The organism is Rhodococcus sp. T2V, from assembly GCF_029269925.1.
In the GTDB taxonomy this organism is placed as follows: Bacteria; Actinomycetota; Actinomycetes; order Mycobacteriales; family Mycobacteriaceae; genus Rhodococcus_F; species Rhodococcus_F koreensis.
The window spans coordinates 1-23,247 of sequence record NZ_JARJBD010000069.1 but is presented as its reverse complement, the minus strand read 5'-3'; the positions used below and the strand labels follow the sequence as shown (position 1 = coordinate 23,247).

The following is a 23,247-nucleotide window of genomic DNA, read 5'->3' as shown; positions in this document are numbered from 1 at the left end:
CACATCCTCGAGAAGGTGACTTTGCCCGACGACACCCCGATCGGCGGTGCGGCATGAGCGGAACGCTCTCGTCGGCCGTGTGGCTGCTGCCGGTTCTGCCGCTCCTCGGCGCCACCGTGCTCCTGCTGGCGGGCAGGCGCAGCGATGCGTGGGGTCATCTCCTCGGCTGCGTGACGGCGCTCGCCTCGTTCGCACTCGGCCTCGTCTTCTTCGTCGACATGCTCGGCCGGGACGCCGCCGACCGGGTCGTGCACCAGATCCTGTTCAGCTGGGTGCCGGTCGGCGAACTCCAGGTGGACTTCGGTCTGCAACTCGACCAGCTGTCCGTGTGCTTCGTGCTGCTGATCACCGGTGTCGGCTCGCTGATCCACATCTATTCGGTCGGCTACATGGCGCACGACCCGGAGCGCAGGCGGTTCTTCGCCTACCTCAACCTGTTCCTCGCGGCGATGCTGCTGCTGGTGCTGGCCGACAATTTCCTGGGACTGTACGTCGGGTGGGAGGGCGTCGGTCTCGCGTCGTACCTGCTGATCGGGTTCTGGCAGTACAAGCCGTCCGCGGCGGCCGCGGCGAAGAAGGCGTTCGTCGTCAACCGCGTCGGTGACATGGGGCTGATCCTCGCGATCATGATCATGTTCTCGACGTTCGGGTCGATCGAATTCGCCGACGTGTTCACGCGCGCCGACGCCGCGAGCGAGGGCGTGCTCACCGCGATCGGCCTCGCGCTGCTGCTCGCCGCCTGCGGCAAGTCGGCGCAGGTCCCGCTGCAGTCCTGGCTCGGCGACGCGATGGAGGGCCCGACACCGGTGTCCGCGCTCATCCACGCCGCGACCATGGTCACGGCGGGTGTGTACCTCATCGTCCGCTCGAACGCGATCTTCGACCTGGCGCCGAACGCCCAGCTCGGCGTCGTGATCGTCGGCGCGGTGACCCTGCTGTTCGGCGCGATCATCGGTTGCGCGAAGGACGACATCAAGAAGGCGCTGGCGGCGTCGACGATGAGCCAGATCGGGTACATGGTGCTGGCCGCCGGTCTGGGACCGGCCGGGTACGCGTTCGCGATCATGCTGCTGCTCACCCACGGCTTCTTCAAGGCCGGCCTGTTCCTCGGCGCGGGCTCGGTGATGCACGGCATGAACGACGAGGTGAACATGCGCCGCTACGGCGGTCTGCGCACCGTCATGCCCATCACGTTCGTCACGTTCGGGCTGGGATACCTGGCCATCATCGGGATTCCGCCGTTCTCCGGCTTCTTCTCCAAGGACAAGATCATCGAAGCGGCGTTCGCCGCCGAGGGCGTGCAGGGTGTCGTCCTCGGGACGGTGACGCTGCTCGGTGCGGGACTCACCGCCTTCTACATGACCAGGGTGATGCTGATGACCTTCTTCGGACGCCGCCGATGGGCACCAAATTCCGACCCGCACGAATCGCCGGGGGTGATGACGGTGCCGATGATCCTGCTCGCGGTGGGTTCGGTCGCCGCGGGAGCCCTGCTCGCCGTCGGGTCCTCGCTGCAGCACTGGCTGGAACCGGTCGTCGGCGCCCACCACGGCGAGCCCGCCTTGCCCGTGTGGGCGATCACCGGACTCACTCTGGTGGTGGTGCTCGCCGGGGTCGCGGTGGCCTACCGGCAGTACGCCCGGCAGCCGGTCCCCGACGTCGCGCCGACGGACGTCACCGCGCTCACCGTCGCGGCCCGGCGGGACCTCTACGGCGACGCGTTCAACGAGGCGGCGCTGATGCGTCCGGGGCAGGAGTTGACGCGAACGCTCGTGACCGTCGACGACCGGGGCGTCGACGGCGCCGTCAACGGGTTCGCCGCGCTCGTCGGCGGAACGTCGGTGCGGGTGCGGCGTCTGCAGACCGGGTTCGTCCGGTCGTACGCCCTGTTCATGTTCGCGGGTGCGGCGCTTCTGGTCGCCACGATGCTGGTGAGGCTGTGGTGAGCGGCTTCCCGTGGCTGACGGTCCTGTGGGTGCTGCCACTCGTCGGCGCCGGCGTGGTCCTGGCCTTGCCCGTCGACAGGCGCGCGCTCGCGAAATCGATCGCGGTCGGTGTGTCCGTGGTGGTCCTGTGCCTGGCGGTCGTACTGGCGATCCGGTTCGACCCGACCGGCGAGCAGTACCAGTTCGTCGAATCGCACGCCTGGATCCCGGCGTTCGGCACCCGGTACATCCTGGGCCTCGACGGCATCGCGCTCGTCCTGGTGCTCCTCACTGCGGTGCTCGTGCCCCTGCTGCTGCTGGCGGGGTGGAACGACGGCGACTCCGCTCCCGACTACGACCGGCGACGGATGGCGCACACGTACGTGGCGCTGACGCTGATGGTCGAGGCGATGGTGATCGTCTCGTTCACCGCCCTCGACGTCCTGCTCTTCTACATCTTCTTCGAGGCCATGCTCATCCCCATGTACTTCCTGATCGGAGGATTCGGCGGGGCGGGGAGGTCGTATGCCGCGGTGAAGTTCCTGCTGTACAACCTGTTCGGCGGCCTGATCATGCTGGCGGCCGTCATCGGGCTGTACGTGGTGACGGCGCGCCAGGACGCGTTCGGCGGCGGCACCTTCGACTTCCGGGTGATCGTCGCGGAGGGGCTGGACGCCGACCCCGGTGTGCTGAAGGCGCTGTTCCTCGGGTTCATGTTCGCGTTCGCGGTCAAGGCCCCGCTGTGGCCGTTCCACACGTGGCTGCCGGGCGCGGCGGTGGAAGCGACCCCGGCCAGCGCGGTGCTCATGATGGCCGTCGTCGACAAGGTCGGCACGTTCGGGATGCTGCGGTTCTGCCTGCAGATGTTCCCGGACGCGTCCGCGTACTTCGCGCCGTTCGTCACGGTGCTGGCGGTGATCGGCATCATCTACGGCGCGGTGCTGGCCATCGGACAGACCGACGTGATGCGACTGATCGCGTACACGTCGATCTCGCACTTCGGGTTCATCATCCTCGGTATCTTCGCGATGACGAGCCAGGGGCAGGCCGGATCGACGCTGTACATGGTCAACCACGGCATCTCGACCGCGGCGCTGTTCCTGATCGCCGGGTTCCTGGTGTCCCGGCGCGGCACCCGCCTCATCGCCGACTACGGCGGCGTGCAGAAGGTCGCCCCGGTGATGGCGGGCACGTTCCTCGTGGCGGGGCTGGCCACGCTGTCGCTGCCGGGTCTGGCGCCCTTCATCAGTGAGTTCCTCGTCCTGGTCGGGACGTTCTCGCGGTACCAGATCGCTGCCGTGGTCGCGACTCTCGCGCTCGTCCTCGCGGCGATCTACGTGCTGTGGCTCTACCAGCGGATGATGACGGGACCGCTGAAGGAGGGCAACGAGACGGTCCGCGATCTCGTGCGCCGTGAGATCGCGGTCGTGGCACCGCTGATCGCCCTGCTGCTCGTCCTCGGCGTCTACCCCAAGCCGGTGCTGGACGTCATCACCCCCGCGGTGAGCCACGTCCTCGTCACCGTCGGTCAGCACGATCCTGCCCCCACCGTCGCCGGGCAGGACCCAGAGGGAGGCACACCCTGATGAGTACCTCCGAATTCGTCCTCGCCCAGTCCGCGCCGTTGCCTGCGCCGGACATCGAATACGGCCAGCTGGCGCCGATGTTGATCGTGTTCGGCGTGGCTGTGGCGGGTGTGCTCGTGGAGGCGTTCCTGCCCCGGCGCGGCCGCTACTCGAGCCATCTCGTTCTCGCGCTCGGCGGACTCACCGCGGCATTCGTGGCCGTCGTCCTGCTGGCCGGAACCCGCGACTCGGTGGTCGGGGGAGCGGTGGCCGTCGACGGTCCGACGCTGTTCCTCCAGGGCACGATCCTGCTGATTTCGATCCCGGCGATCCTGATCATCGCCGAGCGGAGCGTCGACAGCGGGGTCGGCGCTGCGACCGCGGAGGTCACGGCCGTCCGCGGTGCGGAGCCCGAAGGCGGAACCGACGCCTTCACCCCGCAGGCGTTCGCCGTCCCCGGCAGTGTCGCCGAACGGGAGGCCACCAGAAGCGCGCCGGGGCACACCGAGGTCTTCCCCCTCACCCTGTTCGCGGTCGGCGGGATGCTCCTGTTCCCGGCGTCCAACGACCTCCTCACCATGTTCGTGGCGCTCGAGGTGCTCTCGCTGCCGCTGTATCTGCTGTGCGGACTGGCGCGGCGTCGCCGGCTCCTGTCGCAGGAGGCCGCGATGAAATACTTTCTGCTCGGGGCGTTCTCGTCGGCGTTCTTCCTGTTCGGGGTTGCGTTGCTATACGGCTACGCGGGCACCGTCGCGTTGCCGGGGATCGGCGACGCACTCGCCCGGGGTGCCGAGGACCGGACGCTGGCGCTGATCGGCACCGCGCTCCTGTCGGTGGGACTGCTGTTCAAGATCGGGGCGGTCCCGTTCCACTCCTGGATCCCCGACGTCTATCAGGGTGCGCCGACACCGATCACCGCGTTCATGGCGGCGGCCACCAAGGTCGCGGCCGTCGGGGCGATGCTGCGCATCTTCTACGTGGCGTTGCCCGACCTCCGCGCGGACTGGCGACCGGTGATGTGGGGCGTCGCCATCCTCACCATGGTGGTCGGTGCCGTCATGGCGGTCACGCAGAACGACGTCAAGCGGATGCTCGCGTACTCCTCGGTCGCGCACGCCGGATTCATCCTCACCGGTCTGGTCGCGGCCAACCGGGCGGGTCTGTCCTCCACCATGTTCTATCTGCTGGCCTACGGATTCAGCACGCTCGGCGCGTTCGCCGTCGTCACACTCGTGCGGGACAGCCGGGGCGAGGCGACGGACCTGTCCCGCTGGGCGGGGCTGGGGCGGCGTTCGCCTCTGGTGGGCGGGGTCTTCGCCCTGTTCCTGCTCGCGTTCGCCGGAATCCCCTTGACGAGTGGGTTCGTCAGCAAGTTCGCGGTCTTCCAGGCCGCCATCGAGGGCGGTGCCGTTCCGCTCGTCCTCGTCGGCGTCGTCAGCAGCGCGATCGCGGCGTTCTTCTACGTCCGGGTGATCGTCCTGATGTTCTTCTCGGAACCGCAGAGCGACGCCCCGACGATCGTCGTGCCCAGTATGTTCACCGCCGCCGCCATCGCGGTGGGAGTGGTCGTGACGGTGGTGCTCGGAATCCTGCCGCAGGGGGCGCTGGAACTGGCGGACCAGGCCGCGGTGTTCTTTCGCTGACCCGGCGGTGCCGGCGGGTCGCGAGTGTCCGATGTGACGGATGTAGTCCAAGTGGCTGGCGGGACCCGTGTGAGTGTGGTGGAATGCAAACCGGACAACATACCGACTGAGCGAGAGTGAATGTCGGAGACACGCCGGAGCGCGACCGATCGGATATGGGGGCCACAGTGCAGATTTCTCGGAGAGACCTGTTCCGGTACGCGGCAGCCGGATCCGCCGTGGCCGGGATCGCGGCGCTCACGTCCACCACGTCCTCGGTCGCCGTCGCGAAGGCGGACAGTCTCGGCATCCTGATCGACTACGCGGGCGGCGTGCCTTCGGCGGACGCCATCCTCGAGGCCGGATACGACGGCGCCATCCGCTACGTGTCGGATCGCCGTCCCGGCGCCGAATGGATGGAAGGCAAGCCGATGCTCGCCGACGAGGCGCAGGCGCTGCTCGACGCCGGACTGTCCGTCGTCTCGTGCTATCAATTCGGCAAGGGGCCGACCGCCGACTGGCGCGGCGGGCTCGAGGCGGGCAAACGGCACGCGGAGCGTGGACTCGAATTGCACCTCGCCGCAGGCGGTCCCGAAGACCGCCCCATCTACGCGTCCATCGACGACAATCCTTCGCCCGCAGATTTCCTCACCATGATCGCCCCGTACCTCGCCGGGTGGGAGTCGGTGGTCGGCAAGGGCAACACCGGCATCTACGCCAACTCCAAGACCCTGGATCTGGCGGTACTCGCCGGGCTCGGGTCGTGGTACTGGCAGCACGACTGGGGCACGCCCGAGGGGTACGTGCACCCGTCGGCGCACCTGCATCAGTACGAGATCGACGCGAGCAACGTCGACGGGGTGGGCGTCGATCTCAACGACATTCTCAAGCCCGATTACGGGCAGTGGTGACCGGTCGATCACCCGTCTTCGAGAGCCACTCCCGCGCGTCTTCGGGTAGGTTGCCCGCGGATTCCGCTGCGCGGCACCACTTCTTGGCGGTGGCGAGAAAGTTCATCGGGTTGTACGCGTCCTCTTCGCGTGACCACAGGTTGTCGCCGGCGTAGTGGAGGATCGTGATGTTGGCGGCGGCGTGCCGCGAGCCGTCGCCGGGATCCTCCATGGGGTTGTCGATCTCGCAGATCACCCATCCCCGGTCCTCGTCGATCACGTACCAGTTCGCCGGGAACTCGGTCATCCGGCTTCCGGGGAAGGCCGACATGGTGCGCGTGACCCAGGTGCGAATGGCCTCGCGTCCGGCGAAGTGCCCGAACGCGTGCTCGACGTACGTCGCGTCCTCCGTGAAGAGGTCCGCGAATGCGGCCCAGTCTCCGAGTTCGACGCAGCGGCTGACGGTTCGCTGGTAGTGCGCGAACGCCTCGTCGAGTTCGGCGCGACTCCACGGCATGGTGCATCCCCTTCTCTCGTCCGGCACCGCATCTGTGTGCCCCGAAGAATAAGAACACGTTTCAGTTCTGTTGTGGGGTGTTTTCCGTGGATGGGATCGTTGAAACGCCACCCGAGTCAACTCCGATTGCCTGTTGTCACTCGTTTCACTTCGGAACCCGGAGGTTCTGCCATGGATCTGCTGATCAATGTCGTGTACACCGTCGCGTCGGTTCTCTACACCGCGCTGTTCGTCAACGGATCCTGATTGGCGCCCGCGGCACCGGAATGTGCATGCTACATATGATGTGTATGGTGCACAATGATGCCTCGGTCGAGGAAACCGTGCCTCGGGCAGAATGACGGTAACTCTGGGAGGTGTCGGTGTCCGATCGCGACGAGGTGGCGGCTGATGTCGAGAACGAATTGACATTGCTGTCGCGCTATCACGCCCACGCGCAGCGGGCGGGATTCCAACTCGACCGTTCCGCCTACCTGCTTCTCGGACGCCTGGAACTGGAACATCCGCTCAGTCTGAAACAGCTCGCCGAGGCGTTCCGGCTCGACATCTCGACGATCAACCGGCAGATCGGCGCGCTGCTGAAGCGCGGACTCGTCGAGCGGGTCCCCGACCCGGACGGGGGCATGGCCCGCAAGGTCGAGGCCACTGCGCGGGGACTCGAGCAGCTTCACGCAGACCGGGCGCTCGGCAGGAACGGTGTCGAACGCATCATCGCCGAGTGGAGCGACCACGACCGGGGTGAGCTGCGCCGCCTGCTGACCAAGTTCAACGGCGAGATCGAGAAGTACGACGGCAACTCCTGGCCGCGCGCCGGCCGGACGACCTGACCGGACGTCGTCAGGACTGGACGTGCGCGGTCGCGTCCCTTGTGAGGTCCGGTTCGTCGGCGATGACCGTGAGGTGAGGGTGCTCGGGCGGCGCGTCGTGCCAGCCCTTCCACGACAGCAGAGACCACCGTGACAGACCCGACAGCGCCGATCCGAGGCTGGCGAACGAGGCGGTGCTCAGTGCAGAGCCTGCCGATCCGACGGACCCGATCGAGAGCACCGAGCCGACACTCCCGATCGACAGGACCGAGTAGGCGGAACCGATCGAGAGGATCGATCCTTCCGAACGGATCGACAGGATGGAACGCCGGGCGTGTCGCGATCGCAGTGAGTGGTCCGGTGTGTGGTGCGTCGAGGGCATTCCTCGGTCTACCACGGTGGCGCCGTCGGCAAACAGTGAAGCGGCGCAGACATGAGCGAGGGGCCCTCCGGAAAGTCCGGAGGGCCCCTCGCTCGTCAGCTGTGAAGTACTACGCGACCTGGAACATGCCGACGGTGGGGAGGAAGCTGCACGTGATCGGCGCCGCGCCCTCCTTCTGGGTCGTCAGTCCGCCCGACACCACCGCGAGGACGCGGCCCGGGCCGGTGTCCGCGATCGCCGACAGGGTTGCCGGTCCGTCGGGGTTGATCTTGGCCTCGTTGGTGAGGTTCTGAGTGGCGCGCCGCTGGTTGTCCAGGTTGATCCACGTCACGGTCAGCGGTTCGGGCTGTTCGGCGGCAACGGAACTGGTTCCGAGTGCGGTGAACACGAAACCGGCCTGACCTGCCTTGGGGCCGGGCGGGGGCAGCTGGGCCGGGCCGGGGACCGCGAGCGCGGTGCCGACCGAGTCGGCGCCCTCGCCGATGCAGCCCTTGCCGATGGTCGGGTAGAGGAACTGCGCGATGACGGGCGCGTTTTCCTTCGGGATCTCGGGACCGCCGCCGCCGCTGCCGTCGAGGAACGTGATGACGCGTTCGAGGGTGGACTTGAGTTCCGGCGGGATGCCGGGGGACTCGAGAAGGTTGCGGGCCTGGTCCAGGATCGCGTCCTGGGGTCCTGCGGCGATGTCTTCGGTACCAGCGGCTGCGCCGATGATGGCGGGTGCGAACGACGCGAGCATCTCCACGGGGATGCCTTCGGGCACGGGCGGCGGCGTCGGCTGCGCGATCGCCTGGGCCGGCACTGCCATAGCGGCTGCTGCGGCAACGGCGAGAGCAGTTACTGCTCTGCGCATACCTCGGGTTCGAAGCACAGTCTCCCCATCCTTAGTCATAACAGCGTGGACGACAAAACAATCCACGTCTGACGGCTCGGGGGGTCACTCTATGTACAGCGCCCCCGGGTTGTACAGCTCACGAGTTCGTTCACCGGTAGCTGCGGCACCCCGGTGGGAGTGTATGGCATATAGACCCCGACGGTGATCCTCCGGTGACGATAGCGTGTGGCACGTGTGGTTCGTGTGATTGGTGATGCAACTGTTACGCACGGCTACGGACACCTCGGAGGCCGCGAGCGGCGCCGTCTACGCTGTGCGGGACCGTTTCGGGATCGGCTGAGACATCTACACACCTCACGGGAGAGCGCCACACTGTGTCCGACCATGCAGCGTCCGACGGCGGAGCAGCCTCCGACGACCCGACTTCCGAGCGTTCACCCACGTCCACCCGGGGAACATCCGCCCTGCACACCCTGTTGCGATGCGCGCCTGTTCTTCTCGTGCTGTCGGTGCTCGGGCGGATGGCGTGGACGCTGTTGAGCCCCAACGGGATGAACCTCGTCGACCTGCACGTCTACGTCGACGGTTCCGAGGCGCTCCACGGTGGCAGTCTCTACGACTTCACCTATTCGGAAGTGACACCGGACTTTCCGTTGCCGTTCACCTACCCGCCGTTCGCGGCGCTCGTCTTCTTCCCCCTGCACTACCTGCCGTTCCCGCTGGTCGGGGTCGGCTGGCAACTGCTCACCATCCTCGCCCTGTATGCGCTGGCGCGAATGAGTCTGGGGCTCGTGCTCGGCGACGCCGCGCGCAGCCCGCACTGGCGTGCGGTCGCGGTGCTGTGGACCACGGTCGGGGTGTGGGTGGAGCCGGTGCGCACCACGCTGGACTACGGCCAGATCAACGTCTTCCTGGCCCTGCTCGTGATGACCGCGGTCCGCAGTTCCCGGTGGTGGCTGTCCGGTGCGCTCGTCGGATTCGCCGCCGGGATCAAACTGACGCCGGCGATCACCGGCCTCTACTTCCTGATGCAACGCCGCTGGAAGGCCGCCGTCTTCTCCGGGGTCGCGTTCGCCGCGACCGTCGGAGTCAGTTACCTGCTGATCGGCTCGGAGGCACGGGAGTACTTCACCCACCTGCTCGGTGACGCCGATCGCATCGGTCCGGTCGGCTCGGTCTGGAATCAGTCGCTGCGCGGCGCGTTGTCGCGGCTGCTCGGGTACGACGTCGAGACGGGCGTCCTCTGGCTGCTGGCGGTGGCGGTCACCGTCGTCCTCGCCGGCCTGGCCTGGCGGGCGATCGCCCGGGACGATCGGCTCGGCACCCTCGTCCTCGTCGAGCTGCTGGGGTTGCTCGTCTCACCGATCTCGTGGTCGCACCACTGGGTGTGGGTGATCCCGATGCTGATCTGGTTGCTGCACGGCCCCTACGGTTCGATGCTCGGCACTCGGATCCTCGCCGGGTACTGGCTCGTCACCACCCTCATCGGCGTGCCCTGGGTGCTCAGCTTCTTCCAGGACTCGATCTGGCTGATCTCCCGGCCCGCGGTACTCGCGTGGCTGGGCACCGTCGACGTCGTCGGCGCGTTCGGTGTCTACCTCTGGGTGGCCTACGCCGGGCGACGCACGAAGCGTGCCACCGCGGCCGTCGGCGAGATCAGCCCGCCAGTGAGTCGATCTGCGCAGCAAGATCCAGATCCAGCTGCGTGAGACCGCCCGCGGAATGCGTCGACAGCGTGTAGGTGACCTTGCGCCACCTGATGTCGATGTCCGGATGGTGGTTCGCGGCCTCCGCCGCCTCCGCGACCTTCCGGACCAGCTCCACGGCTTCGGGGAAACTCGGCGACTCCACGGTGCGGACGAGGGAATCACCCGCCCGCTGCCACCCGGGCAGTCCTGCGAGCGCGGTGTCGATCTCTCCGTCTGACAGCAACTCGGCCATACCTCATGATGGTGCCGTGCCCGAGGAACGTGCAAGACCTGTCGAGAACGCCGGTGAAGTGGTGGCGGCCGCGATCATCGTCGACGGCCGGCTGTTGCTGGCGCAGCGGACGCGGCCCCCGGAACTCGCCGGACTGTGGGAGCTGCCCGGCGGCAAGGCGGAGGCGGGGGAGAGCCCCGAGGACGCGCTGCGCCGCGAACTGCGGGAGGAACTCGGGGTCGAGGTGTCGGGCGGCGACCGGATCGGTGACGACGTGCCGCTGCCCGACGGCCGGGTGCTGCGCGCGTACCGCGTCGAACTGGTGTCGGGAACACCCGCCGCGTTCGACCACGCGGAACTGCGATGGGTGGACGCGCGGGAACTGGGCGAGATCGATCTCGTCGGCAACGACCGCGGATGGGTGCCGGACTTGCGGCTGCACCTGAACGGGTGGGCCTGACCTCAGGCTGCGCGGGCCTTCTTGAGCCCCTTCTTCAGTTCCTTCTTGGACGCGCCCTCGTTCTCGAGCTTCTTCATGCGCATGATGACGACCGGGCACTTGATGCACCGCGTCTTGCTGCGGCAGCACTTCTTCTTCGGCTTGAGACCCGAGACCTTGCTGGCCTTCACCTTGCCCATACTCGGCTCGGCCTTCCTACTCCGGTGAACGCCGGTATCCGCCGGCTCCGCTCAGGTTAGCGTCCCCTCAGCTTTCGGCCTCACCGCACACGCGAGACGGGCCGAATTCGACGTGGCGCAGATCACTTTACGCTGGTCGGGCATGCCCCGCGAAGCCGGCGATGCGCGAAGTAGCCGTTCGGGCGGGTAGTATTCACGTGGCCGCGATGCCTGTACTGGGCGATTTACCATCGCCTCGACGAGGATTCTGAATCGAGATGACAAGGCGGCCGCCAGAAAGCCGTGCGAGGGAACTTTCGCGTGGCCGAATCAACTCAGCCAGGAGAGCCACCGCGTGACCATCACCAGCTTCCGTAACGTTGCCATCGTCGCACACGTCGACCACGGCAAGACCACTCTCGTCGACGCCATGCTGCGTCAGTCGGGGGCATTCGAGGAGCGCGCCGAACTGGTCGATCGCGTGATGGACTCCGGCGACCTCGAACGCGAGAAGGGCATCACCATCCTCGCGAAGAACACCGCCGTCCACAAGCACCACGGCGACGGCAGTGTCACGGTCATCAACGTCATCGACACCCCCGGTCACGCCGACTTCGGCGGCGAGGTCGAGCGCGGCCTGTCCATGGTCGATGGTGTCGTCCTGCTCGTCGACGCCTCCGAGGGCCCGCTGCCGCAGACCCGCTTCGTCCTGCGCAAGGCGCTCGCCGCATCACTGCCCGTCATCCTGGTGGTCAACAAGACCGACCGTCCCGACGCCCGCATCGAAGAGGTCGTCTCCGAGAGCCACGACCTTCTGCTCGACCTGGCCTCCGACCTCGACGACGAGGCCGCCGAAGCCGCCGAGCTCGCCCTCGACCTTCCCGTTCTGTACGCCTCCGGCCGTGAGGGCAAGGCGTCCAAGGTTCAGCCCGAGAACGGTCACGCGCCGGACGCCGAGAACCTCGACGCCCTGTTCGAGGTCCTCCTCAACTACGTGCCCGCGCCCAAGGGCAACGTCGACGCGCCGCTGCAGGCTCACGTCACCAACCTCGACGCGTCCGCGTTCCTCGGACGTCTCGCGCTCGTCCGCATCCACAACGGCGAGCTGACCAAGGGGCAGACGGTCTCCTGGTGCCGCGAGGTCGACGGCGAGCCCGTCGTCACCAAGGCCAAGATCACCGAACTGCTCGCCACCGTGGGCGTCGAGCGCCAGCCCGCCGAGAAGGCCGTCGCCGGTGACATCGTCGCGGTCGCCGGTTTCGCCGACATCATGATCGGCGACACCCTCGCCGACCTGGAGAACCCGGTACCGCTGCCGCGGATCACGGTCGACCAGCCCGCCATCTCGGTGACCATCGGCACCAACACCTCGCCGCTCGTCGGCCGGGTCAGCGGACACAAGCTGACGGCCCGCATGGTGAAGTCGCGCCTCGACCAGGAACTGGTCGGCAACGTCTCGCTCAAGGTTCTCGACATCGGTCGCCCCGACGCCTGGGAGGTCCAGGGTCGTGGTGAGCTCGCGCTCGCCATCCTCGTCGAGCAGATGCGCCGCGAAGGTTTCGAGCTGACCGTCGGCAAGCCGCAGGTGGTCACCCGTCAGGTCGACGGCAAGGTGCACGAGCCCTTCGAGGAGCTCACCATCGACTGCCCCGAGGAGTACCTCGGCGCCATCACCCAGCTCCTCGCCAACCGCAAGGGCAAGATGGTGCAGATGGCCAACCACGGCGCGGGCTGGGTCCGGATGGAGTTCATCGTCCCCTCGCGCGGCCTGATCGGGTTCCGCACCGATTTCCTCACCGAGACCCGCGGCACCGGTATCGCGAACGCCGTCTTCCACGGCTACGCGCCGTGGGCCGGCGAGATCCGCGCGCGCCACACCGGCTCGCTCGTCTCGGACCGCACCGGCTCGGTCACCCCGTTCGCGATGATCCAGCTCGCCGACCGCGGCACGTTCTTCGTCGAGCCCGGCGCCGACACCTACGAGGGCATGGTCGTGGGCATCAACCCGCGCCAGGAAGACCTCGACATCAACGTCACCCGCGAGAAGAAGCTCACCAACATGCGTCAGTCCTCCGCCGACGTGATGGAGACCCTCGCCAAGCCGATCAAGCTGGAGCTCGAAGGCGCGATGGAGTTCTGCGCCGGCGACGAGTGCGTCGAGGTCACCCCGGAGGTCGTGCGGGTGCGCAAGGTGCACCTGTCGGCCACCGACCGTGCCCGTGAGCGTTCGCGTTCCAAGGCTCGCGACAAGGCGGCCCTGTAGTCGGCACGTCCGACCACGTCAAACACAACCGGGCGGATGTACCTTCGATCGATCGTCGACCGAAGGTACATTCGCTCGTGGGTTTCCGGAGCCTTCCGGTATCTCTGAGGAAAGGCGGCTGCGGTGGGTGCTGGGGGTCGACTCGCGAGAGTTCGGGGACTTCGGGGAGTGCGGGGCCGAAGGCGCGGGAACGGTGTGGCTGTGACCGCCCTCCTGCTGGCACTGTCGACGGCGGTACTCACGTCGTGCACCGCCGATCCGCCGCCGCCGGTCGAGAGCACCGACAGCCCGAAGCCGACGGCGTCGCCGACCGAGAAGCAGCCCGTCGTCGTCGCGATCGACGACGTGGGCAGCGGATTCAACCCGCACCTGCTGTCGGACCAGTCGCCGGCGAACTCCGCGGTCAGCGCCCTCGTCCTGCCGAGCCCGTTCCGGCCGGTGCCCGACCCGGCGCACGCGGGCGGCAGCATCTGGATTCCCGACTCCTCCCTCGTCATCTCCGCGGACGTCACCTCGCAGGAACCGTTCACCGTCACGTACCAGCTGCGCAACGAAGCGCAATGGTCCGACGGCGCGCCCATCGCCGCCGAGGACTTCCGCTACCTGTGGCAGCAGATGATCAGCGCCCCCGGCGTGGTCGACCCCGCCGGCTACGACCTGATCCAGGACGTCCGGTCCTCGGGTGGCGGCAAGACGGTCACCGTCGTGATGAAGGCCGCCTACCCGGCGTGGCGCGAACTCTTCACCGACCTCCTGCCGTCACACCTCATCAAGGACTCCCCGGGCGGCTTCGCGACCGGACTGGCCGAGAACATCCCCGTGTCGGGCGCACACTTCCACATCAAGTCGATCGACCGCGGCCGCGACGAGATCCTGCTCGAACGCAACGACCGGTTCTGGGACAAGCCGGCGACCCCCGACCAGATCCTGATGCGCCGCGACGGCACCCCGTCGCAGCTCGCCGACTCGATGCGCAACAACGACACCCAGGTCGTCCAGATTCACGGGGGCACAGCGACTTCCGCTCAGCTCGCCGCGATCCCGACGGTGCGGACCGGTGCGTCGTTCCAGCCCCGCGGCCTCGACCTCACGCTGAACGGCCGGGTGCCCGAACTCGCCGACGTCCGGGTGCGGAAGAGTCTGCTGAACCTGCTGGACACCGAACTGCTCGCCGTCGTCGGCGCAGGCAGCGAGGCCTCGGCGGTCCCGGCGCGCTCGCAGGTCTACGCCCCCTCCGATCCCGGTTACAGCGCGACCGCACCCGCGCGGCCGAGCCGCGAACAGGTGCTGGCGCAGCTGGCCGAATACGGCTACGTCGCCGAAACACCTCCGGGCACCGTCGTTCCCGCAGGTACGGTGCCGCCCACCCGGCTCGTCCGCGAGGGCGTCCCGCTCACGCTCGTCATCGGGACACCCGAGGGCGACGACACCGCGAGCGCCGTCGCCAACACGGCCGCCGACCAGTTGCGCGGCGCCGGCATCGACGCGACCGTGACGTCGCTGCCCGCCGAGGAGTTGTACGGGGAGTCGCTGAGCAAGGGCGACATCGGAGCGGTCGTCGGCTGGTCGCGCGCCGGGTCCGACCCGGCGACGGCGCTGGCGTCCCGGCACAGCTGTCCGCCCGCAGTGGTCGCGACGACCCAGCAGAACACCGAAACCGCCGGACCCGAACGCGATTCGGTGTCGGAGGCCGAGGCCCCGTCCAACCTCTCGGGAGTCTGCGACCCCACCCTGCAGCCGTCCATCGACGCCGCGCTGCGCGGCGTCGGTGACGTGCCGCAGGCCCTCGCCGACGCCGATCGCAGGCTGTGGGACCTGGCCGCGGTGCTGCCGATCATGCAGGACCGCACGCTGGTCGCGGCCGGGCCGGGCGTCGACGGGGTATCGCTGTCGGGCGCCGTGCCGGTCGGAATATTCAGTGACGCAGCAGACTGGAGCAGGATCAAGGAATGAGTGAGCGGCGACTTCTGCTGGTCCATGCCCATCCCGACGACGAGACCCTCACCACCGGCGGCACCATCGCGCGCTACGCCGCCGAGGGTGCCGACGTCCACGTCCTGACGTGCACGCTCGGCGAGGAAGGCGAGGTGATCGGCGACGAGTGGGCGCACCTGGTCGCCGGCGCCGCCGATCAGCTCGGCGGGTTCCGGATCGGTGAGCTGACGTCCGCGCTGACGTCTCTCGGTGCCGGACGGCCACGATTCCTCCTGGGGGCGGGACGCTTCCGTGACTCCGGCATGGCGGGCACGGCGTCGGCGGCGAACCCGCGCGCCTTCGTCAACGCCGACCGCGACGCGGTGACCGCGGCGATCGTGGCGGTCATCCGCGAGGTGCGGCCGCACGTCGTCGTCACGTACGACCCGGACGGTGGATACGGGCACCCCGACCATATCCAGGCGCACGGGATCGTCACGGCGGCCGTCGAGGCGGCGGGAACGGAACAGTTCCCCGACGCGGGCGTCCCCTGGGAGGTCGCGAAACTGTACTGGACGGTGACCGAGGCGAGCGCGCTCGAGGCGGGACTCTGCCGGATCGGCGACCTTCCCGACGGCTGGCGGCTGCCGGAGCCCGGCGAATTGCCGAGCGTGCCGGACGCCGACGTCACGACGGTGATCGACGTGCGGGGTGTGCTCGAGGCGAAGCGGAACGCGCTGTCGGCGCACGCCACCCAGGTGACCGTGGCGCCGAGCGGCACCGAGTACGCGCTCTCCAACGACATCGCGCAGCCGATCCTGGTGGAGGAGCATTTCGTGCTGGTCCGCGGCGCCCTCGGGGATCGGGACGCCGACGGCCGGGAGCGGGACCTCTTCGGTGGCGTGAGTCTCTGACCGCAGGTGTCTGTGACCGGCGTTACGTATTACACTGTGGCGCACGTCACGCAGCGGCCGCGGTCGAGTCCGCGTGGCACCCGTCAGGAGAGGCGATAGATGTACAACTGGGATGTTCAGAACGCCATCGTCGCGTTCGTCGATACGCTCCGGCCCTCGTGGCCGGCCCAGCACGACCTGTACTACAGCGTGCTGTACGGATTCGCCGACATGCAGAGCCATTTGCTGACCCTGCTGGGCTACCCGCCCGTCGCCTGATCCACTATTGACACATGACCGTCGGCACCGCAGCGAAACCCGGGCACCTCGACGCCGTGGGGAGGGTCACCCTCGCGCTGCTGGTGTTCGACGGTTTTCTGTGCGCCGTCCTGTCGGTGCTGTTCCTGCCCAGCTACCTCGGTGCCACGCCGTTTCCGATCAGCATTCTCGCCGCCGCGGTCGCCAATCTGGCGTTGGTGATCGCCGCCCGGTCCACGACCGGCCGGATCAGGTCGGGAGTGCTGCCGCTCGCCGGCTGGGGGGCCGGTTTCCTGCTCTGCATGTTCGGCGGGCCGGGCGGCGACGTGCTCATGCTCGCGTCTGTCTGGACGCTCCTGCTCCTGATCGGCTCGCTGCTCCCCGCGGCGGTCTACCTGTGGAAGGTCAGTGCCAAAGCGGCTTTCGGGGCTGTTTCGCCTCCGGAACGCGAGGGTACGCGGTAGCGACCAGCAGTCTGCTGAAGGAGCATCGCGATGACAGAACAGAACTTCACGACCGACGACGCCGGCATCCCGGTCACGAGTGACGAACACTCGCTCACCATCGGGACGGACGGGCCCATCCTCCTCCAGGACCACTATCTGATCGAGAAGATGGCCCAGTTCAACCGCGAACGCGTTGCGGAACGCCAACCGCACGCGAAGGGGGGCGGGGCGTTCGGACGGTTCGAAGTCACCGAGGACGTCTCCGCGTATACGAAAGCCGATCTGTTCCAGCCCGGGAAGAAGACGGATCTGCTGATCAGATTCTCGTCCGTCGCCGGCGAGCGCGGAAGCCCGGACACGTGGCGCGATCCTCGCGGGTTCGCCGTGAAGTTCTACACCGAGCAGGGCAACTACGACATGGTCGGAAACAACACGCCCGTCTTCTTCGTCCGCGACCCGATGAAGTTCCAGGACTTCATCCGCTCGCAGAAGCGGCGCGCCGACAACAACCTTCGCGACCACGACATGCAGTGGGACTTCTGGACGCTGTCCCCGGAGTCGGCGCACCAGGTCACCTGGCTGATGGGCGATCGCGGCATCCCGCGCACGTGGCGGCACATGAACGGGTACTCCAGCCACACGTACATGTGGGTGAACGCCGCCGGCGAGAAGTTCTGGGTGAAGTACCACTTCCACACCGACCAGGGCATCGAATTCTTCACGCAGCACGAGGGCGACCAGATGGCGTCCGTCGACACCGATTACCACACACGGGACCTGTGGGAGCACATCGACGGCGGCGAGTACCCGAGCTGGACGCTGAAGATGCAGATCATGCCGTTCGAGGATACGGACGACTACCGGTTCAACCCGTTCGACCTCACCAAGGTGTGGCCGCACGGCGACTACCCGCTGATCCCCGTCGGCAGAATGACACTCGACCGCAACCCCACGGACTACCACTGCGAGATCGAACAGGCCGCGTTCGAACCCAGCAATCTGGTTCCCGGCATCGGACCGAGCCCGGACAAGATGCTCATCGGTCGGCTGTTCTCCTACCCGGACGCCCACCGCTACCGGATCGGTGCCAATTACAAGGAACTGCCCGTCAACCGGCCGCACGTGCCCGTCCACTCGTATTCGAAGGACGGCAACATGCGGCACCACAACCCCGGGGACCCGGTGTACGTGCCGAATTCCAAGGGTGGCCCGCACGCCGACCCGTCGCAGGTCGGCGAGACCGCCACCTGGTACGGCGCCGGCGACATGGTCCGCTCGCCCTACGCACTCCACAAGGAGGACGACGACTGGGGTCAGGCCGGGACGATGGTCCGTGACGTGCTCGACGACGCCGCCCGGGACCGCCTGGTGGACAACATCGTCGGCCATCTGCTGAACGGTGTCAGCGAACCGATCCTGGCGAAGGCGTTCGACTACTGGCGCAACGTCGACAAGACGCTCGGCGACCGGATCGCCGACGGGGTGTCGACGAAGCAGTCCGAGACCGATCCCAAGGCGGGGGAGCAGGCCAATCCGGCGCGCAGCACCGCGCAGGCGAAGGCCTAACGCTCGAACGCCACCGGGTGCCGTGGCTCGTACAGCATCATCTCTCCCGCTCCGGGGATCTTCAGGGAGGTGGTGAGGCCGTACCCGTCGTCGCGGACTCCGCGGGTGAACTCGGCACCCTTGGCCTCGAGTTCCGCCACGGTCGACTCGATGTCTTCGCACATCAGCGAGATCTCGTGGTGCGGCCGGGTCGACCACGGCTCACCGCCCCGATCGTCCGAGGTGGGATGCACACCCATCTCGGACGGCCCGGTGCGGAAGATCAGCCAACCGCCGCCGGCGTCGACATGCGGCCAGCCAAGCACGTCGCGGAAGAAATCGCGGGCGGCCTCGGCGTCGTCGGCGTAGACCAGAGTGTGCACAGCTGTGATCATGTGGGCAGCTTAGTGCGATTCGTCCGTCACACTGAGAGAATGTCGAACGACGAACTTTCCGGACTGACCATCGCCGTCACCGCGGAACGCCGGGCCGCCGAGTTCATCACGCTGCTCGAACGGCACGGCGCCGCCATCGTCCACACCCCGGCCATCCACGTGCTTCCGCTCGTCGACGACTCCGATCTGCGCGCCCGCACCGCCGAGATCATCGCGTCGCCGCCGGACCTCCTCGTGGTCAGCACCGCCGTCGGATTCCGGGGGTGGCTGGACGCGGCACGGGCCTGGGACGAGGAGGACGCGCTGCTCGCCGCCCTGCAGTCGGCGCGGATCATCACCCGCGGTCCCAAGGCGAAGGGCGCCGTGCGCGGCGCAGGCCTGCGTGAGGAGTGGTCGCCCGACACCGAATCGTCCGAGGAAGTGCACGAACACCTCGTGGCCCAGGGCGTGCGCGGACTGCGCGTCGCGGTCCAGTTGCACGGCACCATCACCGAATGGGAACCGATGACCGACCTCAGCGTCTCCCTCGCCGGCGCCGGGGCCGAGACGACGGCCGTGTCGGTGTACCGGTGGATCCGGCCCGAGAACCAGCAGCCACTGCTGACGCTGCTCGACCGGATCGTCCGCGCCGAGGTCGACGCCGTCACGTTCACCAGTGCACCCGCCGTGTCCTCGCTGCTCAGCACCGCGAAGGACACCGACCGGGTCGAGGCCCTCCTGCAGGCGTTCCACGGTCCGGTCGCACCTGTCTGCGTCGGTTCCGTCACGGCCTCGCCGCTCACCGTCCTCGGGGTGGACACCATGCAACCCGCCCGCCCCCGGCTCGGCAGCATGGCCAAGTACATCATCGAGGAGCTCCCGAAGCGGCGCTGACGGTCCTCCCCACCGGACGAACGGGACGTTCGTTGCGTCAGATCGAACGGGCGTCCCGTTCGTCCGGGGACTTGGGCAGCCCGGCCGCGTGTGCGGCGTCGGAGAGCACCGACTCGAGCATGGCGGGGGTGAGGCGTCCGGTGAACGTGTTCTGCTGGCTGACGTGATAGCACCCGAACAGGTGCAGGGGACGTTCGGCGCCGGACAGTTCGACGTGCGCGCCGTGCCCGAACTTGGGTCGCGGCCGGGGGACGGCCCAGCCGGCGTCGTCGAGGACGGGGAGCAGCGACTGCCAGCCGAACCCGCCGAGCACGATCACCGACCGCAGACCGGGTTGCAGGATGCGCAGTTCGGCGTCGAGCCAGTGGCGGCAGTTGTCGCGTTCCTCCGGGGTGGGTTTGTTCGCGGGCGGCGCGCAGTGCACCGGGGACGTGATCCGGACGCCGAACAGTTCGAGGCCGTCGCCGATGTGGGTGGCTGTCGGCTGGCTCGCGAGACCCACGGCGTGCAGGGCGGCGTAGAGGAAGTCGCCGCTGCGGTCTCCGGTGAACATGCGCCCGGTCCGGTTCGCACCGTGCGCGGCGGGCGCGAGACCCACGATCAGTAGGGACGCGTCGGCCGGACCGAATCCGGGAACCGGGCGGCCCCAATAGGTTTCGTCGCGAAACGACGCGCGCTTCTCGCGTGCGACCGTCTCCCGCCACTCGACGAGGCGGGGGCACGCCCGGCAGTCGATGAGGTGGGCGTCGAGCCCGGCGATGTCGGTCAGCGCCGCGCCCACACGTCACCTCCGCCGGGTGTCACCGACTCGATGAGCGACCACGCCTGATCGGCGGGCAGGTCGATCACCAGGTACTTGCCGGTGCCGGCGGGGGTCGCGGCGATGACGGTCGCCACCCCGGCCCGCCGCTGGAAGAACGTCTGGCGCACGGTCCACCCGATGATGCCGTCGGCCTCGAGGCTGTCCCGGGCGCGGTCGAGGGAGCCGCTGCGGGTGATCAACCACCCGGGCAGCACCGCGTGACCGAGACCGCGGTACCGATCCCACGCCAGCGCCACGCCGCCGACGGCGAGCACCGCGATCCCGGCCCACACCGCCCAGAACACGGGCCGGTCGAGGATCAGGAACACGAGGGCGGCGGCGAGCGCGATCTCCGCGGGGATCAGGGCCCGGGTGTAGCGCCGCCGCTGCGCGACCGGCCCGTGCGGGGTGAGCGGGACCGCGGCCTGGCGGTGGTCGCCGATGACGGTGGCCATCACCCGCTCGGCCTCCGCGCGCGGCGCCTGGGGGAGCAGGAGGGAGGACTCGCGCCTCTCGGCGCTGACACCGGTCATCACGGCATCCAGCCGGGCGCCGCCGGCGAGCCGCAGCAGGAGCGGCTCTTCGAGCGTCGTACCGCGGAGCCGGGCGCGATCGAGGGTGGTCTGGCGGGTCTTCAGCAGGCCGTGGCTGACGTGCAGGGTGCGGCCGTTGTCCGTCAGCGTCATGTTGCCGTACGTCAGCAGGTACCGGACGCACGCGAGGCCGCTGGCGGCGATCAGGAGGACGACGATGCCGACGACGACGGCCACGGCGATCCCGACGCGCTCGGCGGATTCGATCCCTTCGGCCACCGTCGACGAGCGGGCGATCTTCGCGCCGATTCCGTACTGGAACGCGAGACCGACGATCGCCGCGATGGTCGCCACCCCGGTCACCGAGAACGGGGCGTAGCGCACCCAGGCGGGGGTCCAGTGGCCGATCTCGGTCACCGCGGGTTCCTGCGTGACCGCGGTGTGCTCGACCTCGGGGGACGGCTGACGGGCGAGGAGCGCGGCGCGCAGGTCGGGCACCAGCCCGGTGGAGAGGGCGTTGAGTTCGAACTTCGCCGCGTCCGGTGTGGACCCCACCTGCCGGCCGGTGCCGATGCGCACGATCGACAGCCCGAGCAGCCGGTGCAGGACGCCCGCCTCCACGTCGACGGAGCGGATCCGGTTGCGCGGTACGGACAGCAGGCGTTTGCGGAACAGGCCCTGCCGCAGTTGCACGTGGACCGGGCCGATGCGGTAACTCGTCGTGAACCAGCGCGAGACGCCGAACACCACGAACACGACGATGGCGACGAGACTCCACACGTGGTTGCCGCTCTGGGTGCCGATCACCAGCGAAATCAGCAACACCGGCAGAAGTTTGACGATCTCGTTGACGGGGTGGACCAGCAGCATCCGGCGGTCCAGGCGCAACCAGGGCTGCTCCTCCTCCTCGGCGACCGCCGCCTCGCCCTGCGCGATGGGCGGAGCGACGCCCGGTTCCGGTGCCGCACTCATGTGGCGTCACCGACATTGGTGCCGGCGATCTCGGTGAGCCTCGCGACGGTGCGGTCGGCGGTGTCCTGATCGAGGGCGGAGATCTTGACGGCACCGGCGGACGACGCCGTAGTGACGGTGACGGTCGCGAGCCCCAGCATGCGGTCGATGGGTCCGCGTTCGGTGTCGACGGTCTGGATCCGGGAGATGGGCGCGATGCGCCGTTCCTGGGTGAACCAGCCGCTGCGCGTGTAGACCGCGGTGTCGCTGATCTCCCACCGATGCACCCGGTACCGCCAGAGCGGGACGACGGCGACGTGGGCGATCGCGAGCACGACGGAGATCGCGAGGACCGTGACGTGCACCCACACGGGCCACCAGTGGAACACGAGAGCGACGGCCTGCGCGACGAAGAGGGGAAACCAGAGGAGGGCGGCGTTGATTGCCCACAGCTGCTTGGCTTTGGGGCTGGGCCGCCACAGCGGTTCCGCCATGGTGACGGTGGTGGGCACACTCATGCCCCTACTTTGGCCGTGCCCCGCCATTCTGTCGAGAACGGACCTATGGTGGGAGGACCCCCGAAGCGAAAGGAGCGCAGACATGACGTCATTCGATGCGGCCGATTCTCCGGAGGTTCCCGAGGCGGACCGGCTCGAGCAGGAGATCGCCGTCGACGACGACAATTCCGACGAGGTCGAAGAAGTGTCGTCGCTGGAGGTGAACGAGGCGGACGCCGCCGAGCAGAGCCGGGCGGTTCCGGTCGACGAGGACTACCCGCGCGGGTAGCGATCCTCGCCGCTCACGGAGTCTGGGTGGCACGGCTCGTCGTCGATGGCGCATGATCGCTGGGTGACCCATTCAGGTGAAGAGTCCGGCCGGCCCACGATGCTTCCCATGCCGGGTGTTCCGGCAGCACCCCCGTCCGGCGCATCGGCGCAGGAAGTGGCACCGTCCGCGTCCGCGATGCGGCGGGTGTTGCGGCGGGCGCGGGACGGTGCGACGTTGAACGTGGACGAGGCGACGGTGTTGTTGCAGGCCCGTGGCGGGGATCTGGTGGATCTGTGTGCGTCGGCGGCGAAGGTCCGCGATGCCGGGTTGCTGGCGGCGGGTCGACCTCGGGCGGTGACGTATTCGCGGAAGGTGTTCATCCCGCTGACCCGGTTGTGCCGGGACAGGTGCCATTACTGCACGTTCGTGACGGTGCCCGGCAAGTTGCGGGCGGAGGGGCGCGGGGCGTATCTGGAGCCGGACGAGGTCCTCGAGATCGCCCGGCAGGGCGCCGAATTGGGCTGCA

24 protein-coding genes and 1 pseudogene are annotated in these 23,247 nt (G+C 68.3%); 16 read left to right on the top strand and 9 right to left on the bottom strand.

The genetic code is table 11. The features are described from left to right. The first annotated feature begins 53 nt into the window (after window positions 1–53). From nuoL to P3H15_RS38230, 4 genes are all read left to right on the top strand, one after another. Window positions 54–1,946 carry an NADH-quinone oxidoreductase subunit L gene (nuoL, locus tag P3H15_RS38245; protein WP_276142016.1) on the top strand — a complete coding sequence of 631 codons (1,893 nt, stop codon included), beginning with the start codon at window positions 54–56 and terminating at the stop codon, window positions 1,944–1,946. After that, window positions 1,943–3,511 carry an NADH-quinone oxidoreductase subunit M gene (locus P3H15_RS38240; RefSeq protein WP_276142015.1) on the top strand — a complete coding sequence of 523 codons (1,569 nt, stop codon included), beginning with the start codon at window positions 1,943–1,945 and terminating at the stop codon, window positions 3,509–3,511. Before nuoL ends, P3H15_RS38240 begins: the two co-directional genes overlap by 4 nt. Next, on the top strand, window positions 3,511–5,133 hold the full coding sequence (gene nuoN / locus P3H15_RS38235; protein ID WP_276142014.1) for an NADH-quinone oxidoreductase subunit NuoN: 1,623 nt from the start codon (window positions 3,511–3,513) through the stop codon (window positions 5,131–5,133). Before P3H15_RS38240 ends, nuoN begins: the two co-directional genes overlap by 1 nt. 155 nt (window positions 5,134–5,288) lie before the next feature. Then, the gene (locus tag P3H15_RS38230) at window positions 5,289–6,023 is read left to right on the top strand and encodes a DUF1906 domain-containing protein (protein ID WP_276142013.1); all 735 of its coding nucleotides are present in this window, start codon (window positions 5,289–5,291) and stop codon (window positions 6,021–6,023) included. Here the strand turns inward: P3H15_RS38230 and P3H15_RS38225 are convergent. Next, entirely contained in the window at window positions 5,998–6,519 is a 522-nt protein-coding gene (locus P3H15_RS38225; RefSeq protein ID WP_276142012.1) for a nuclear transport factor 2 family protein, read from the bottom strand. The genes P3H15_RS38230 and P3H15_RS38225 overlap by 26 nt on opposite strands. Window positions 6,520–6,875: 356 nt before the next feature. On the opposite strand from P3H15_RS38225, the gene P3H15_RS38220 reads away from it, so the two are divergent. Continuing rightward, window positions 6,876–7,346, top strand: a complete 471-nt coding sequence (locus P3H15_RS38220) for a MarR family winged helix-turn-helix transcriptional regulator (RefSeq protein WP_087556459.1) — start codon at window positions 6,876–6,878, stop codon at window positions 7,344–7,346. A 10-nt stretch (window positions 7,347–7,356) separates the two neighbouring features. Here the strand turns inward: P3H15_RS38220 and P3H15_RS38215 are convergent, their stop codons facing one another. Next, window positions 7,357–7,707 carry a hypothetical protein gene (locus tag P3H15_RS38215; protein WP_276142011.1) on the bottom strand — a complete coding sequence of 117 codons (351 nt, stop codon included), beginning with the start codon at window positions 7,705–7,707 and terminating at the stop codon, window positions 7,357–7,359. 109 nt (window positions 7,708–7,816) lie between these two features. Next, window positions 7,817–8,599, bottom strand: coding sequence for a hypothetical protein (locus P3H15_RS38210; protein ID WP_174705479.1), 783 nt, complete (start codon window positions 8,597–8,599; stop codon window positions 7,817–7,819). A 317-nt stretch (window positions 8,600–8,916) separates the two neighbouring features. Between P3H15_RS38210 and P3H15_RS38205 the strand changes: the two genes are divergently transcribed. Further along, the gene (locus P3H15_RS38205; protein WP_276142010.1) at window positions 8,917–10,251 is read left to right on the top strand and encodes a mannosyltransferase; all 1,335 of its coding nucleotides are present in this window, start codon (window positions 8,917–8,919) and stop codon (window positions 10,249–10,251) included. Here P3H15_RS38205 and P3H15_RS38200 read toward each other — a convergent pair. After that, the gene (locus P3H15_RS38200) at window positions 10,199–10,483 is read right to left on the bottom strand and encodes a 4a-hydroxytetrahydrobiopterin dehydratase (protein ID WP_015889728.1); all 285 of its coding nucleotides are present in this window, start codon (window positions 10,481–10,483) and stop codon (window positions 10,199–10,201) included. The genes P3H15_RS38205 and P3H15_RS38200 overlap by 53 nt on opposite strands. 58 nt (window positions 10,484–10,541) lie before the next feature. Here P3H15_RS38200 and P3H15_RS38195 point away from each other — a divergent pair, with 58 nt between their 5' ends. Further along, window positions 10,542–10,922 (top strand): (deoxy)nucleoside triphosphate pyrophosphohydrolase, encoded by a 381-nt coding sequence (locus P3H15_RS38195; protein WP_276142043.1) that lies wholly within the window; start codon window positions 10,542–10,544, stop codon window positions 10,920–10,922. 2 nt (window positions 10,923–10,924) lie between these two features. Here the strand turns inward: P3H15_RS38195 and P3H15_RS38190 are convergent, their stop codons facing one another. Beyond that, window positions 10,925–11,092: a hypothetical protein gene (locus P3H15_RS38190; protein ID WP_162130660.1), complete on the bottom strand. Its 168-nt coding sequence runs from the start codon at window positions 11,090–11,092 to the stop codon at window positions 10,925–10,927. Between the two features lie 343 nt (window positions 11,093–11,435). On the opposite strand from P3H15_RS38190, the gene typA reads away from it, so the two are divergent. The 6 genes from typA (at window position 11,436) to P3H15_RS38160 (ending at window position 18,420) form a co-directional block, all read left to right on the top strand. After that, window positions 11,436–13,343, top strand: coding sequence for a translational GTPase TypA (gene typA / locus P3H15_RS38185; protein ID WP_276142009.1), 1,908 nt, complete (start codon window positions 11,436–11,438; stop codon window positions 13,341–13,343). Between the two features lie 123 nt (window positions 13,344–13,466). After that, entirely contained in the window at window positions 13,467–15,296 is a 1,830-nt protein-coding gene (locus P3H15_RS38180; protein WP_276142008.1) for an ABC transporter family substrate-binding protein, read from the top strand. Then, window positions 15,293–16,171 (top strand): N-acetyl-1-D-myo-inositol-2-amino-2-deoxy-alpha-D-glucopyranoside deacetylase, encoded by an 879-nt coding sequence (mshB, locus tag P3H15_RS38175; RefSeq protein WP_276142007.1) that lies wholly within the window; start codon window positions 15,293–15,295, stop codon window positions 16,169–16,171. The genes P3H15_RS38180 and mshB overlap by 4 nt, the downstream gene beginning before the upstream one ends. Window positions 16,172–16,270: 99 nt before the next feature. After that, window positions 16,271–16,429, top strand: a complete 159-nt coding sequence (locus P3H15_RS38170; protein ID WP_005239161.1) for a hypothetical protein — start codon at window positions 16,271–16,273, stop codon at window positions 16,427–16,429. A gap of 14 nt (window positions 16,430–16,443) precedes the next feature. Further along, a complete protein-coding gene (locus P3H15_RS38165) occupies window positions 16,444–16,872 on the top strand; it encodes a hypothetical protein (RefSeq protein ID WP_276142005.1) in 429 nt (142 codons plus the stop codon). Between the two features lie 30 nt (window positions 16,873–16,902). Continuing rightward, entirely contained in the window at window positions 16,903–18,420 is a 1,518-nt protein-coding gene (locus P3H15_RS38160; RefSeq protein WP_276142004.1) for a catalase, read from the top strand. On the opposite strand, the gene P3H15_RS38155 is transcribed toward P3H15_RS38160, so the two are convergent. Continuing rightward, complete coding sequence (locus tag P3H15_RS38155; RefSeq protein WP_276142003.1) at window positions 18,417–18,794, bottom strand: VOC family protein; 378 nt, start codon at window positions 18,792–18,794, stop codon at window positions 18,417–18,419. The two genes, P3H15_RS38160 and P3H15_RS38155, sit on opposite strands and share 4 nt — an antisense overlap. A gap of 39 nt (window positions 18,795–18,833) precedes the next feature. Between P3H15_RS38155 and P3H15_RS38150 the strand changes: the two genes are divergently transcribed. After that, a complete protein-coding gene (locus P3H15_RS38150; RefSeq protein ID WP_276142002.1) occupies window positions 18,834–19,667 on the top strand; it encodes a uroporphyrinogen-III synthase in 834 nt (277 codons plus the stop codon). Between the two features lie 37 nt (window positions 19,668–19,704). Here P3H15_RS38150 and P3H15_RS38145 read toward each other — a convergent pair whose 3' ends face one another. From P3H15_RS38145 to P3H15_RS38135, 3 genes are read right to left on the bottom strand one after another with little or no spacing between them, the layout of a single operon-like run. Next, window positions 19,705–20,448, bottom strand: a complete 744-nt coding sequence (locus P3H15_RS38145) for a uracil-DNA glycosylase (RefSeq protein ID WP_276142001.1) — start codon at window positions 20,446–20,448, stop codon at window positions 19,705–19,707. Further along, a complete protein-coding gene (locus P3H15_RS38140; RefSeq protein ID WP_276142000.1) occupies window positions 20,433–21,974 on the bottom strand; it encodes a PH domain-containing protein in 1,542 nt (513 codons plus the stop codon). Before P3H15_RS38140 ends, P3H15_RS38145 begins: the two co-directional genes overlap by 16 nt. Further along, entirely contained in the window at window positions 21,971–22,471 is a 501-nt protein-coding gene (locus tag P3H15_RS38135) for a PH domain-containing protein (RefSeq protein WP_276141999.1), read from the bottom strand. Before P3H15_RS38135 ends, P3H15_RS38140 begins: the two co-directional genes overlap by 4 nt. Before the next feature lie 82 nt (window positions 22,472–22,553). On the opposite strand from P3H15_RS38135, the gene P3H15_RS38130 reads away from it, so the two are divergent. Both P3H15_RS38130 and fbiC read left to right on the top strand, forming a co-directional pair. Further along, entirely contained in the window at window positions 22,554–22,739 is a 186-nt protein-coding gene (locus P3H15_RS38130; protein ID WP_015889740.1) for a hypothetical protein, read from the top strand. A 45-nt stretch (window positions 22,740–22,784) separates the two neighbouring features. Next, window positions 22,785–23,247 (top strand): annotated as a pseudogene (gene fbiC / locus P3H15_RS38125) (7,8-didemethyl-8-hydroxy-5-deazariboflavin synthase); the annotation flags it as partial.

Bases quoted from the DNA above. Each gene is read 5' to 3' on its own strand.
- nuoL (WP_276142016.1), top strand. From the start codon at position 54: ATGAGCGGAACGCTCTCGTCGGCCGTGTGGCTGCTGCCGGTTCTGCCG.
- nuoN (WP_276142014.1), top strand. From the start codon at position 3,511: ATGAGTACCTCCGAATTCGTCCTCGCCCAGTCCGCGCCGTTGCCTGCG.
- P3H15_RS38230 (WP_276142013.1), top strand. From the start codon at position 5,289: ATGGGGGCCACAGTGCAGATTTCTCGGAGAGACCTGTTCCGGTACGCG.
- P3H15_RS38225 (WP_276142012.1), bottom strand. From the start codon at position 6,519: ATGCCGTGGAGTCGCGCCGAACTCGACGAGGCGTTCGCGCACTACCAG.
- P3H15_RS38215 (WP_276142011.1), bottom strand. From the start codon at position 7,707: ATGCCCTCGACGCACCACACACCGGACCACTCACTGCGATCGCGACAC.
- P3H15_RS38210 (WP_174705479.1), bottom strand. From the start codon at position 8,599: ATGACTAAGGATGGGGAGACTGTGCTTCGAACCCGAGGTATGCGCAGA.
- P3H15_RS38200 (WP_015889728.1), bottom strand. From the start codon at position 10,483: ATGGCCGAGTTGCTGTCAGACGGAGAGATCGACACCGCGCTCGCAGGA.
- mshB (WP_276142007.1), top strand. From the start codon at position 15,293: ATGAGTGAGCGGCGACTTCTGCTGGTCCATGCCCATCCCGACGACGAG.
- P3H15_RS38170 (WP_005239161.1), top strand. From the start codon at position 16,271: ATGTACAACTGGGATGTTCAGAACGCCATCGTCGCGTTCGTCGATACG.
- P3H15_RS38165 (WP_276142005.1), top strand. From the start codon at position 16,444: ATGACCGTCGGCACCGCAGCGAAACCCGGGCACCTCGACGCCGTGGGG.
- P3H15_RS38160 (WP_276142004.1), top strand. From the start codon at position 16,903: ATGACAGAACAGAACTTCACGACCGACGACGCCGGCATCCCGGTCACG.
- P3H15_RS38155 (WP_276142003.1), bottom strand. From the start codon at position 18,794: ATGATCACAGCTGTGCACACTCTGGTCTACGCCGACGACGCCGAGGCC.
- P3H15_RS38150 (WP_276142002.1), top strand. From the start codon at position 18,834: ATGTCGAACGACGAACTTTCCGGACTGACCATCGCCGTCACCGCGGAA.
- P3H15_RS38140 (WP_276142000.1), bottom strand. From the start codon at position 21,974: ATGAGTGCGGCACCGGAACCGGGCGTCGCTCCGCCCATCGCGCAGGGC.
- P3H15_RS38135 (WP_276141999.1), bottom strand. From the start codon at position 22,471: ATGAGTGTGCCCACCACCGTCACCATGGCGGAACCGCTGTGGCGGCCC.
- P3H15_RS38130 (WP_015889740.1), top strand. From the start codon at position 22,554: ATGACGTCATTCGATGCGGCCGATTCTCCGGAGGTTCCCGAGGCGGAC.